13 protein-coding genes are annotated in these 12,065 nt (G+C 68.7%); 7 read left to right on the top strand and 6 right to left on the bottom strand.

Annotated features, from left to right (window positions below):
- Positions 1–71 precede the first annotated feature (71 nt).
- Positions 72–824, top strand: coding sequence for a DUF2470 domain-containing protein (locus ACTOWY_RS26780; protein WP_247755118.1), 753 nt, complete (start codon positions 72–74; stop codon positions 822–824).
- 99 nt (positions 825–923) lie between these two features.
- Here the strand turns inward: ACTOWY_RS26780 and ACTOWY_RS26775 are convergent, their stop codons facing one another.
- Complete coding sequence (locus ACTOWY_RS26775; RefSeq protein ID WP_185000922.1) at positions 924–2,135, bottom strand: acyl-CoA dehydrogenase family protein; 1,212 nt, start codon at positions 2,133–2,135, stop codon at positions 924–926.
- Between the two features lie 13 nt (positions 2,136–2,148).
- The gene (locus ACTOWY_RS26770) at positions 2,149–2,697 is read right to left on the bottom strand and encodes an SCP2 sterol-binding domain-containing protein (protein ID WP_441312407.1); all 549 of its coding nucleotides are present in this window, start codon (positions 2,695–2,697) and stop codon (positions 2,149–2,151) included.
- Positions 2,698–2,790: 93 nt separating this feature from the next.
- Here ACTOWY_RS26770 and ACTOWY_RS26765 point away from each other — a divergent pair, with 93 nt between their 5' ends.
- Positions 2,791–3,495, top strand: coding sequence for a TetR/AcrR family transcriptional regulator (locus ACTOWY_RS26765; RefSeq protein WP_441312406.1), 705 nt, complete (start codon positions 2,791–2,793; stop codon positions 3,493–3,495).
- On the opposite strand, the gene ACTOWY_RS26760 is transcribed toward ACTOWY_RS26765, so the two are convergent.
- The 4 genes from ACTOWY_RS26760 to ACTOWY_RS26745 all read right to left on the bottom strand — a co-directional run bounded on the left by ACTOWY_RS26760 (position 3,492) and on the right by ACTOWY_RS26745 (position 6,970).
- Positions 3,492–4,394, bottom strand: coding sequence for an ROK family protein (locus ACTOWY_RS26760; RefSeq protein ID WP_441312405.1), 903 nt, complete (start codon positions 4,392–4,394; stop codon positions 3,492–3,494). The genes ACTOWY_RS26765 and ACTOWY_RS26760 overlap by 4 nt on opposite strands.
- 126 nt (positions 4,395–4,520) lie before the next feature.
- Positions 4,521–5,288, bottom strand: coding sequence for an amino acid ABC transporter ATP-binding protein (locus ACTOWY_RS26755; protein ID WP_441312404.1), 768 nt, complete (start codon positions 5,286–5,288; stop codon positions 4,521–4,523).
- Positions 5,288–6,100, bottom strand: coding sequence for an amino acid ABC transporter permease (locus ACTOWY_RS26750; RefSeq protein WP_247755113.1), 813 nt, complete (start codon positions 6,098–6,100; stop codon positions 5,288–5,290). Before ACTOWY_RS26750 ends, ACTOWY_RS26755 begins: the two co-directional genes overlap by 1 nt.
- 63 nt (positions 6,101–6,163) lie before the next feature.
- Positions 6,164–6,970, bottom strand: a complete 807-nt coding sequence (locus ACTOWY_RS26745; RefSeq protein ID WP_441312403.1) for a transporter substrate-binding domain-containing protein — start codon at positions 6,968–6,970, stop codon at positions 6,164–6,166.
- Between the two features lie 305 nt (positions 6,971–7,275).
- Between ACTOWY_RS26745 and ACTOWY_RS26740 the strand changes: the two genes are divergently transcribed.
- From ACTOWY_RS26740 to ACTOWY_RS26720, 5 genes are read left to right on the top strand one after another with little or no spacing between them, the layout of a single operon-like run.
- On the top strand, positions 7,276–8,439 hold the full coding sequence (locus ACTOWY_RS26740) for a diaminopimelate decarboxylase family protein (protein ID WP_441312402.1): 1,164 nt from the start codon (positions 7,276–7,278) through the stop codon (positions 8,437–8,439).
- Positions 8,432–9,349 (top strand): hypothetical protein, encoded by a 918-nt coding sequence (locus ACTOWY_RS26735; RefSeq protein ID WP_441312401.1) that lies wholly within the window; start codon positions 8,432–8,434, stop codon positions 9,347–9,349. The genes ACTOWY_RS26740 and ACTOWY_RS26735 overlap by 8 nt, the downstream gene beginning before the upstream one ends.
- A complete protein-coding gene (locus ACTOWY_RS26730; RefSeq protein WP_441312400.1) occupies positions 9,346–10,167 on the top strand; it encodes an SAM-dependent methyltransferase in 822 nt (273 codons plus the stop codon). Before ACTOWY_RS26735 ends, ACTOWY_RS26730 begins: the two co-directional genes overlap by 4 nt.
- The gene (locus ACTOWY_RS26725) at positions 10,164–11,078 is read left to right on the top strand and encodes a hypothetical protein (protein ID WP_441312399.1); all 915 of its coding nucleotides are present in this window, start codon (positions 10,164–10,166) and stop codon (positions 11,076–11,078) included. Before ACTOWY_RS26730 ends, ACTOWY_RS26725 begins: the two co-directional genes overlap by 4 nt.
- 30 nt (positions 11,079–11,108) lie before the next feature.
- Positions 11,109–12,059: a DMT family transporter gene (locus ACTOWY_RS26720; protein WP_441312398.1), complete on the top strand. Its 951-nt coding sequence runs from the start codon at positions 11,109–11,111 to the stop codon at positions 12,057–12,059.
- Positions 12,060–12,065: the final 6 nt, after the last annotated feature.

Below are 12,065 nucleotides of genomic sequence, written 5' to 3'. Positions count from 1 at the left end.
CCAACCCGAACTCAAGTTAGCCTTGCCTAAGTTGGAGGTGATCCGTGGAGACCAAGAGTCGTCGCCCGCCGATGCCTGGGGCCGCAGAGCGGGCCAGGACGATGGGTGTCCGAGGCGGCAAGGCAGTGCTGATGCCCGCGGTGGAGGGGGAGACGCCGCGGGTGGAGCCATTGCTGCACCACGTGCACGCGGACGGGTCGACCTCGCTGCTGCTCGATGAGGACCACGAGCTGGTCGGGCTGGCCTGGCAGGCCCCGCACGGGGAGCTGACCGCCATGGTCGAGCTGACCGACCCGGCGCCGGTGCGACTGCGTGAGCCGGTGCGCGGACTGCTCTGGATCACCGGCTTCCTGCAGGCGCTGGACGAGCGCGGGGCCCGCGCCGAGGCGCTGTCGGTAGCCGTGACCAGGCCGGATCCCCGGCTGCTCGACGTCGGGCACGGGGCGACCATGTTGCGTCTCGTGCCTGCCTCGCTGGTGCTGGCCGACGCCGAGGGCACCTGCTCGCTGACCCCGCAGGAGTACACCAAGGCCGAGCCGGACCCGTTCTGCCTGATGGAGGACGACTGGCTGCGGCACCTGGAGCTGTCCCACCGGGATGTGGTGGACCTGCTCGCCCGGCACATCCCGGAGCAGTTGCGCGGCGGGCACGTGCGGCCGCTGGGGCTGGACCGGCTCGGGCTGCGGCTGCGGGTGGAGGCGGCCGACGGCGACCACGACGTGCGGCTGGCCTTCTCCAAGTCGGTGACCACCCAGCACGAGCTGTCCCTGGAACTGCGCCGCCTGGTCGGCTGCCCGTTCATGGCCTCCCTGCACAGCGACTGAGCGCACCGGGACCGAACACAACACGAAGCCCGGCTCCTGCCGGGAAGCCGGGCTTCGTGGTTCGACCTGGGAGGGGGCCACGTCCTCCCGGGCCGGGGTCTAGCGGATGTGCATGCCCGAGATCTGCCGGGCGATCACCAGGCGCTGGATCTCGCTGGTGCCCTCGAAGATGGTGAAGATCTTGCTGTCCCGGTGCCAGCGCTCCACCGGGTGCTCGCGGGTGTAGCCGTTGCCGCCCAGGATCTGGATCGCCCGCTCGGTCGCCCAGACCGCGACCTCACCGGCCTTCAGCTTGGACATCGAGCCCTCGGCCGCCTCGAACTTGGCCTCGTTGCGCCCCATCCAGGCCGCCCGCCAGACCAGCAGCCGGGCCGCGTCGATCTCCATCTTCATATCGGCAAGGGTGAAGGCGATGGACTGGTTCTCGATGATCGGGCGGCCGAAGGTGATCCGCTGCTTGGCGTAGTCCAGCGCGTACTCGTACGCCGCCCTGGCGATGCCGATGGCCATCGCGCCCACCGGCGGCCGGGTCAGCTCGAAGGTCTTCATCGCGGCCTGGGCGCCGCCCTTCTTACCCTCCCTGGCCCTGGCCAGCTTCTCGTCCAGCTTGTCCTTGCCGCCGAGCAGGCAGCTGCCGGGCACCCGGACGTCGTCCAGGAACACATCGGCGGTGTGCGAGGCGCGCAGGCCGTGCTTCTTGATCTTCTTGGTGGCCACCAGGCCCTTGGTGCCGGGCGGCACGATGAAGGCCGCCTGGCCGCGGGAGCCCAGTTCCTTGTCCACCACGGCCTGCACCACGTGCACGTTGGCGATGCCGCCGTTGGTGGCCCAGGCCTTCTGGCCGTTGAGCACCCACTCATCCTTGGCTTCGTCATAGACCGCGCGGGTGCGCATGGCCGAGACGTCCGAGCCCGCCTCCGGCTCGGAGGAGCAGAACGCGGCCACCTTGGGGTCGTCCACCTCGCCGAAGCACTGCGGGACCCACTCCACGAACTGCTCCGGCGTGCCGGCGGCGAAGATCCCGGCGACCGCCAGGTTGGTGCCGAAGATCGCCAGGCCGATGCCCGCGTCGCCCCAGAACAGCTCCTCCAGCACGATCGGCAGGGAGAGCCCGGTGGGGTCGGCGTAGAAGGTGGCCAGCGACTCGAAGTTGTACAGCCCGATCTTGGCCGCCTCCTGGATCAGCGGCCAGGGCGTCTCCTCCCGCTCATCCCATTCGGCGGCGGCTGGCCGAACCGAGTCCGCGGCGAACCCGTGCACCCAGTCACGGAGGTCCCGCTGCTCCTCGTTCAGTTCCAGTGAGAAGGTCACCGGTGCTACTCCCTCACGCCTTGGGGATGCTGAACAGGTTGGACAGGCCGGCCGCGAACCCCAGGTCGCCCTTCACCTTGATCTTGCCGGTCATGAACATCACCGGGGCGGAGCCGTTGCCGGAGGCGAGTTTGAGGAACTCCGCAGGGGACAGCGTCACGGTCACCCTGGGCTCGGCCTTGTTCTCCTTGTTCACCGAACAGGCGCCCTCGGCGATGACCGTCTCGTAGCGCTCGTAGTCCTCGCCGGTCTGGATCCGCCAGTGCACGACCGCCTTGGCTGTACCCGCCTTCTCCGCCTTGAAGTGCGCCTCCATCCGGCGGAACACCTCGTCCAGCACCCGCACGCGCAGCTCGGGGCGGGCCATCACGGCCTCGATCTGGTCCTTGGACGCCCGGGAGATGAGCCGGGCGAAGGTCTGCGGGTCCATCGCGCTGAGATCGACGACCTCCCCGCTGCTGGCCACCTCGGAGGCGGCGGAGAGGAGCGAGACGAACTCCTCCTTGCTGATCTTCTTCGGATCGACCTCGGCAAGGGCGGCGATCGGATCGCTGTTCGTCATCAAAACCTCCCGCTTACCTACTGAGGAGTAACTCTACTTTCGAGTAGGTTCCCTGACAAGAGTACCCTTCCTGTCACGTCAACGGGGGTGCCAATGACCGAGAACCGGGCTGAGTCCAACGGCGACCGACCCGCGCGCGCGAAACGACTGCCACGAGCGGTCCGGGAACGTCAGATCCTGGACGCCGCGGTGGCGGTGTTCTCCCAGCGCGGGTATCACGCCGCGTCCATGGACGAGATCTCCGAGGTGGCCGGGATCTCCAAGCCGATGATCTACGCCTACCTTGGCGCCAAGGAGGAACTGTTCGCCGCCTGCATCCAGCGGGAGGCGACCAGGCTGGTGGAGGCGATCGCCGGGGTGGTGGACGAGAGCCTGCCGCCGCGCGAGCAACTCTGGCGCGGCATCCAGGGCTTTTTCGCCTTCGTCGCGGACAACCGGGACTCCTGGCGGGTGCTGCACCGGCAGGCAGGCACCCAGGGGGAGCCGTTCGCGGCCGAGCTGACCGCGGGCCGCAGGCGGGCGATCTCGGTGATCGGGCTGCTGCTGGAGCACGCGGCGCGGGCGCAGGGCTTCGGCGCCTTCGCCGAGGGCCAGACCGAACCCCTGGCCGCCGGACTGGTCGGCGCCGGCGAATCGCTGGCCGACTGGTGGCTGGACCATCCACAAGAGACGCCGAAGGCGATGTCCGGGCGGCTGATGAACCTGGTGTGGATGGGTTTCGGCAACCTGGTGCAGGGCAACGGCTGGCGGCCCTCGCAGGCCGAGGAGACGCAGCGCGGCAACGAGGTCAGCGCCTAGCCGCTGACCAGCCTGGCCGCGCCGACCAGTCCCGCGTCCCCGCCCAGAGTGGCCGGGACCACCCGCAGCCCGGCCAGGAAGGACAGGCCTGCGTGGGTGTCCAGGCAGCGGCGGATCGGGTCGAACAGCAGCGGCCCGACCGCGGCCACCCCACCGCCGATGACCACCAGGTCCAGATCGCAGACCGCGGCCGCGGCGGCGATGGCCAGGCCGACCGCGTGCCCGCCGCGTTCGAAGGCGGCCAGCGCCAGCGCATTGCCCGCGCGCGCGTCCGCGGCCAGCGTGACCGTGTCCTGGCCGGTCCAGCCCTGCTCGCGGGCCCAGCGGGACAGGTGCGGGCCCCCGGCCACCGTCTCCACGCAGCCGCGTCCGCCGCAGGTGCAGGGGTAGCCGTCCGGCTCGACCACCACGTGCCCGATGTGGCCCGCGTTGCCGGTGCGCCCGCCGAACGGCTTGCCGCCCAGCACCAGGCCGCCGCCGACCCCGGTGGAGACGACCATGCCCAGCATGAAGTCCGTGCCCTGGCCGGCCCCGGCCCAGTGCTCGCCCAGTGCGGTGCAGGCGCCGTCCACGGCCAGTGCCACCGGCAGGCCGGGCAGCAGCGCGCCGATCCGGTCCCGCAGCGGGAAGTCCTGCCAGCCACTGATGTTGATCGGACTGACCGTGCCGCGCGTGGTGTCCACCGGGCCCGCGCAGCCAACCCCGATCCCGCGCACCGCGGCACCATCAGGCCCGGCAAGCGCTTCCTCGATCACCTCGGTGACCGCGCCCCAGGCCGCCTCGCGGTCGTGCGCCGGGGTGGGACGGCGGGCGGTGCGCAGCAACATGCCGGAGCCGTCCACCAGACCGGCGGCGATCTTGGTGCCGCCCACGTCGACGGCCAGCGCAAGATCGGTCATCGGTATCTCCATCCACAGGCCCGCATGATCACTTGTCCACAGATTCCACAGGTTCATCCACACACGGCGAAGCGGCCGTCATACTGTCCACTGTAGACAGTATGACGGCCGCGCCGTCGTGCTGGGTCAGGCCTCGCTGCGGCCCTGATGCGTTGGATCCAGCACCCTGGCCAGGAAGGTCTGGGTGCGTTCCTGCCGGGGGTTGCCGATGACCTGCTCGGCCGGGCCCTCCTCGACCACGTTGCCGTCGTCCATGAACAGCACCCGGTCGGCCACCTCGCGGGCGAACTGCATCTCGTGCGTGACCACCAGCATGGTCATGCCCTCATCGGCGAGCTGGCGCATCACGCCGAGCACATCGCCGACCAGTTCCGGGTCCAGCGCGGAGGTGGGCTCGTCGAAGAGCATCAGCTCCGGGTTCATCGACAGCGCGCGGGCGATGGCCACCCGCTGCTGCTGACCGCCGGAGAGCTGGGCGGGCATCGCGTGCACCTTCTCCGAGAGCCCGACCCGCTCCAGGTTCTCCCGGGCGATCCGCTCGGCCTCGGCCTTGCCGCGCTTGAGCACCTTGCGCTGGGCCACGGTGAGGTTGTCCAGCACGCTCAGGTGCGAGAACAGGTTGAACGACTGGAAGACCATGCCGATCTTGATCCGGGCGCCGTCCAGATCGCAGTCGTCGTCGGTCAGTTCGACCCCGTTGACCACCACCTGGCCGGAGGTGGGCTGCTCCAGCAGGTTCACACAGCGCAGCAGGGTGGATTTGCCGGAGCCGGACGGGCCGATCACGCACACGACCTCGCCGCGGGCCACCGAGAGGTCGATGCCCTTGAGCACCTCCAGCGGCCCGAAGCTCTTGTGTAGCCCCGTGACCACGACCATTGGTTCGCCGGTCATCACTGACCTCCCTTCGCGGTGGTGTTGGCCTTGCGCTCCAGCCGCTGCTGCAGGATCGACAGCGGGATGGTGATGATCAGGTAGCACAGGCCGGCGACCACGAACGGTGTCATGAGCTTGTACTGGCTCAGCGCCTGACGGCCGAACTGGGCGAGTTCCTGCTGCTCCAGCGTGGATCCGATGAAGAACACCAGCGAGGAGTCCTTGACCAGCATGATCAGCTCGTTGGTCAGCGGCGGCAGGATGATCCGGAACGCCTGCGGGATGACCACGGTGATCAGCGTGCGGGCCGGGGACATGCCCAGCGAGCGGGCCGCCTCCACCTGGCCCTTGGGCACCGCCTTGATACCGGCGCGGATGGTCTCGGCCATGTAGGCCGAGGCCACGATGCCCAGCGCCAGCGTGATGGTCACCATGCGGTCGATCAGGGTGCCGGGGAAGGCGGTGGGGATGCCGTAGCCGACCGCGAGGAAGACCAGCAGCGCGGGCAGTCCGCGGAAGAACTCGATGTAGAGGGTGGCGATCCAGCGGTAGGGGCCAACCGAGGACAGCCGCATCAGCGCGAGCACGACACCGAAGACAATGCCGAAGGCAAAGCCCAGGGCGGTGTAGACGATGGTGTTCTTCAGCGCGATGACGATGATGTTCGGGAACAGCTGGGCCGCGACCTCGAAGTCGAAGAACGAGGTGACGATCTTCTCCCAGTTGGCGAAGAAGGCCACCACCGCGAGCACGACGACGAGCAGGGCGTACTGGATGCCCCGGAACAACCGGGCGCGCTGTCTCCGGCTGAGGCCGGTCTTTCCTGACATTCACAAGCTCCTGGCAAACAGACAGGGCCGGTGCGGATCACGCACCGGCCCCGGACGGTCGGGTCAGCCCTGCTTCGGCTTCTCCTTGAACCACTTCTCATAGAGGTTCGCGTAGGTGCCGTCGCTCTTGGCCTTGGCCAGCACCTCGTTGACCTTCTTCAGCAGCGCGTCATTGCCCTTGCGGACGCCGATGCCGTAGTTCTCGTTGGTGTTGAACGCCGTGGTCATCTCGACGTCGGGGGTCTTGCGCGCGTAGTCCTTGAGCACGAAGTCGTCGTTGATGCCCGCGGCGACCGAGCCGTTCTTCACCGACTCCAGCAGCAGGCCGAGGTCCTCGAAGGTCACCAGCTGCACACCGGCGGGCGCGGCGTTCTTCTCCGCGTAGACCTTGCCGGTGGTGTCGGCCTGCACACCCAGCTTCTTGCCCTTGAGCGAGTCCAGGCTGGTGATCCCGGAGCCCTTCTTGACCAGCAGCGCCTGGGTGGCCAGGAAGTACGGGCTGGAGAAGTCGAAGTTCTGCTTGCGGGTGTCCGTGATGGTCATGCCGGCCGCGGCCACATCACACTTGTTGATGTTGAGGTCCTGGCCGGAGGCGATCGTGTCGAACGGGCCGTCCACGATCTCCTGCTTCACGCCGAGGTCCTTGGCGACCAGATCCACCAGGTCCACGTCGAACCCGACGACGTTGTTGCCCTCCTTGAACTGGAAGGGCTCGTACGGCAGGTGGGTGCAGGTCTTGATCTTTCCAGCCTCGACAAGCGGCACACCATTGGCCGTGCTGCCGCCACCGCCGCCGCACGCGGACGCGGCGAGCAGCAGGGCTGCCGCCGGCAGCAGGGCGAGCACCTGGTGTCTGGGTCGACGGGCCACGGTGTCACTCCTCGTAGTCAGTTTCCGGGCAAGTTCTGCGCATCCTGCCATCCTGATGGCCGGTAGCACAGCAGGTTGAGGGTTACGGGTCCATGACTATGCGGGCTGCGCTGCCTGGGCTAACGACGTTACGGCTTACTGGTTGAGCACTCCTCCAAGCGGGTTGTTCTATTCCCCGAATAGTCAATTCGCCAGATCTCAGAGGCTGCCCAATCGTGCATTGACCCAGGCAACTCGGCGCTGCTAGACAAATAATCCGCCGATATCTCGACGCAGCCTCACTATCGAAAGGGCCGCAGCCTGCCATGGACGAGAAATCGATCTCTGCTGCCGTCAGCCAGTACGGCACCCCGTGTTACCTCTACGACGAGTCCTTGATCAGGCGAAATGCCGAACGCTTCACCGGCCTGGCCTATCCGGACAAGGCTGTCCATTTCGCCTCGATGGCCAACAACAACCCGGAGCTGCTCAAGCTGCTGCACGGGCTCGGAATGGGGATCTTCGTCAACTCGGCGCGGCACCTCAAGCTCGCCATGGACTGCGGGTTCGCCCCCTCGGAGATCATCTACACCTCGACCGGCGTCCGCCGCTCCGACCTGGAGCTGATCTCCGGACTGGGCGTCGCGGTGAACCTGGACTCGCTCGGCCAGCTTGAGCTGTACGGCTCGATCGCGCCGGGCACCAGCTGCGGCATCCGGCTCAACATCGACGAGAACTCCCTCGGCAACGTCTTCATCGGCGCGGAGAGCCGCATCGGGCTGCTGGAGAACGAGCTGGAGGTGGCCGCCAAGATCGCGGACAAGTACCGGCTCACCATCACCGGCACGCACGTCTACCTCGGCACCAACATTGTTTCCCTGGAAACGATGATGCAGGGCGTGGCTCGTACCCTCGAACTGTCCGATTTCTTCCCTGACCTGACCTACGTCGACCTCGGCGGCGGTTTCCCGGTGACCGAGGACGGAATCGAGGAGTTCGACTACGCCAAATACGACGAAGCGATCAGCAAGATGTTCACGAGCTATTCACAGAAGCGATGTCGCCCTATCAAACTGATCCTGGAGCCCGGTCGCGCGCTTTTCGGCGACACCGCGGTGTTCTGCACCAGCGTGCTGGATGTGAAGAACCGGCCGGACCGGTCCCTGGTCTGCGTCGACTCCAGCGCCACGCTGATCCCCCGTTCGCTGTTCTACGGCGAGTTCCACGAGGTGAGTGTGCTGGGCCGGTCGGGCGAGCCGCCCGCGGACCGTCCCGCCGACGTGGTCGGCTCCACCACCTACTCCCGGGACTTCCTGGCCAAGGGCGCGCCGCTGCCGCCGCTGGCCACCGAGGACGTGCTGGTCTTCGCCAACGCGGGCAGCTACTGCTACTCGATGATCACCCAGTTCCTCGGCCAGGACGAGCCGGGTGAGGTGCTGGTGCACCCGGACGGCTCGCACACGCTGATCCGGACTGCCGAGCGTGGCTGAGCGCTGGACCGTCGAGGAGATCGCCCCTGGTGAGCGGCACTGCCACCGGGTGACCGAGGAGGTCGTGGTCCTCGACAGCGAGTTCCAGCGGATCGAGGTGCTGGAGACCCAGGCCTACGGGCGCGGGCTGTTCCTGGACGGGCGGATCCAGCACGTGGCCGCGGACGAGTACATCTACAGCGAGTCCATGGTGCACCCGGCCATGCAGCTGCTGGACGGCCGGGCGGCCAGGGTGCTGTGCATCGGCGCCGGTCCGGGCGGGATCGTGCGCGAGCTGCTGAACTACCCCGGCGTCGGCGAGGTCGTGCAGGTGGAGATCGACACCACCGTGGTCGACATCGCCCGCGAGCACCTGCCCGCGGTGGGCACGAGCTTTCGCACCGACCCGCGATACCGGCTGGTGGTGGCCGACGCGCTGGACTACCTGGCAGGCGGCGGCGAGCCGTTCGACCTGATCGTCAACGACCTCAGCGAACCCCTGCCCGGCAGCCCGGCGAGCAGGCTGTTCGCCACCGAGGCGATCCGGCTGGTGCGCTCCCGGCTGAGCGGGCGCGGGCTGTACGTGTCCTGGTGCGGGTCGGTCGGCCCGGTCTCGGCGGAGTTCGCGGCCCGGATCTTCCAGGTGATCCAGCAGGTCTTCGGGCAGGCGCACGGCTACCTCAGCTACCCGCAGTCCTACGGCACGGTGTGGCTGACCGGCATCGGCGCGGTCAGCTCGGTGGATCCGCTGGCGCTGAGCCCGGCCGAGCTGGACCAGCGGCTGGCCCGCACCTGCCCTACGCCGACCCGGCTCTACGACGGGCAGACCCACCACCACATGTTCCTGCTGCCGAAGAACGTCCGGACCGCGCTGAGCGTCCCGGTCACGGATTCGGCCGCCCCCATCGAGCTGCTTGTGGAGAGGCTGTGACGAGAGCGGCGCCGGAGGACTTCACCCTGGTCGCGGAGCTGTACGACCAGGACATGGCCGGCAACAACCTGGTGCACGACCTGGTGTATCCCAGGGTGTACGGGCCGGGTGAGTACATCGGGCAGTTCAGCGACAACAGCGCGTCCGAACTGCGCGCGCTGGCCGCCGCGATGGACCTGCCCGCGGATTCGGCGGTGCTGGACATCGGCTGCGGCACCGCACCGGTGGCCGCCTTCCTGGCCGGTGAGTTCGGCTGGCGGATCACCGGCATCGACGTGGCGGCCAGCCCGTTGCGCAAGGCGGCGCGGCGGCTGACCGAGGCGGGGCTGGCGGACCGGGTCTCGCTGGCACACGGGGATGTCTACCGGCACGAGTTCGCCCAGCCCTTCGACGGGATCTACGGCACGGGCGCGTTCTGCCACTTCGATCCGGCGCGGTTGTTCGCCCGCTGCCACGAGTTGCTGCGGCCCGGTGGGCGGCTGGCGTTCATGGAACGGGTGCGTACCGGGGAGCTGACCGAGCAGGAGTGGCGGCAGCTCACCGTGGAATGGGCCTGTCCCACGGTGAACACGGTGCCGGAGTACCGGGAAGCCTTGTCCGGGGCCGGGTTCGAGGTGGACGTGGCGCGGGACCTCACGCCCACCTTCCGGGACTGGCAGGACCGCTCGGTGGTCGTCCGGCACGAGCTGAAGTCGGAGATCATCGCGCTGACCTCGGCGGAGTACTTCGAGACCAGCGTGCGGCTGGCCGACTACGAGAACGCGGTGACCAAGGCAGGCAAGCTCGGCTATGCCCTCATCACCGCGACTGCCCGATGAAACCGTTGTGGGACAAGCAGATCGAGGAGTACATCGGTCCTGCTGAATGTCACGTGCACGCGGTGCGCTCGGTCCTTTCGACCGGGCGCACCGCCCGGCAGGCCTTCGAGATCGTCGAGCTGGGCGGCTACGGCCGGGCGATGGTGATCGAGGGCAGGGTGCAGTCCACCGAGGCGGATGAGGCGGCCTACCACGAGGCGTTGCTGCTGCCCGGCTACTGCCTGCTGCCGCACACCCGCCGGGTGCTCTGCCTTGGCGGGGCCAACGGCGGGGTGCTGCACCGGCTGTGCGCGATGCCGGAGCTGACCTCGGTGGTGCAGCTGGACATCGACCCGGAACTGCACCGGCACTCGCTGACGCACCTGCCGCATATGCACCGCGGCGCGCAGCTGGATCCACGCTGTCACCTGGAGTTCGGCGATCCGCGCGGCCTGCTCGAACAGCAGCCGGGCGGCTTCGACCTGGTGCTGGCCGATCTGCCGGACGCGGTCGAGGGCTCGCCAACCCCGGCCCTGTTCACCCGCGAGTTCTATCGCCAGGTCAAGGCGAAACTCGGTCCGGACGGGGTGTTCGTCACCCAGGCCGGGCCGGCGAACTTCCTGGATCCGGAGTTCTTCGCCAGCGTGGCCAGCACCCTGGGCTCGGTGTTCCGGCACGTGCTGCCCTACAGCCTGGCCGTGCCCGCCTACGGCATCCCGTGGGGCTTCGTGCTGGCCAGTGACGGCCTGGACCCGGCGGCGCTGACCGAGGAGCTGATCGAGCGCAGGCTGGCCGGGTTGACGGCGGAGCCGGAGTGCTACGACGCGGCCACCCACCGGCACATGACCGCGTTGCCGCTGCGGTTGCGCCGGGCGCTGGCCGCGGCCGGACGGGTGATCAGTGATGCGGACACCCTGGCCGTCCGTGTTTGATCGGCGGCGCACCGGAAACAGGGGGAGAACATGAGTCAGCAGACCGCCGTGCGCGGCGCGGGCCTGGCCGGGATCGGTCTGGGCATCGGCGCCAACCTCATCTGGGGGCTGGCCTTCCTGGTGCCGGTGCTGTTGCCGGAGTTCTCGCCGGTGGCGGTCACCCTGGGCCGCTACGTCTGTTACGGCCTGCTGTCGGTGGCGCTGATCGTGTTCACCGGCACCCGGCTGCGCGGGCATTCCTGGCCGGTGTGGCGCTCCTGCCTGCTCTTCGCCGTGACCGGCAACGTCGGCTACTACTTCCTGCTGGTCCAGGGCATCGCGCTGGTCGGGGCGCCGGTGGTGGCGGTGATCATCGGCACCCTGCCGGTGACCGTGGCCGTCTACGGCAACCTGCGCCGCCGCGAGTTCCCCTTCCGCAGGCTGGCGCTGCCGGTCGGGGTGATCCTGGCCGGGCTGGTCGCGGTGAACCTCAGCGAGATCGACTGGTCCGGCCTTGGCGGCCGCTCGCTGGGCGCGCAGCTGCTCGGGGTGGGCTGCGCGGTGCTGGCACTGGCCATGTGGACCTGGTTCGGGGTGGCCAACGCGCACTTCCTGCGCACCAACCCGCAGGTCGGCTCGGCGGACTGGTCCACGCTGATCGGCATCGCCACGCTCGGGCTCTCCGTGCTGGCCGCGCCGCTGCTGCTGGTCACCGGGGACGCGGTTGGCCGGGGCATCGGCGCGGACTCGCTGTGGTACCTGCTGCTGGGCAGCCTGGTGCTCGGCGTGCTGGTGAGCTGGGGCGGCACCCTGCTGTGGAACCAGGCATCGAGCAGGCTGCCGGTGTCGGTGGCCGGCCAGCTGATCGTGTTCGAGACCATCTCCGGCCTGGTCTATGTGTTCCTGGCCAGCGGCAGGACCCCGCCACTGCTGGGCGTGGCCGGGATGGCCGTGGTGCTGCTGGGGGTGCTGATCGGGATCCGGCAGGCCAGGGCCGCCTGAGTTTCC

Source organism: Crossiella sp. CA198, from assembly GCF_052078295.1.
Taxonomy (GTDB): Bacteria; Actinomycetota; Actinomycetes; order Mycobacteriales; family Pseudonocardiaceae; genus Crossiella.
The sequence above is the reverse complement of the archived record's forward strand: the minus strand, read 5'-3'. Positions and strand labels throughout refer to the sequence as shown.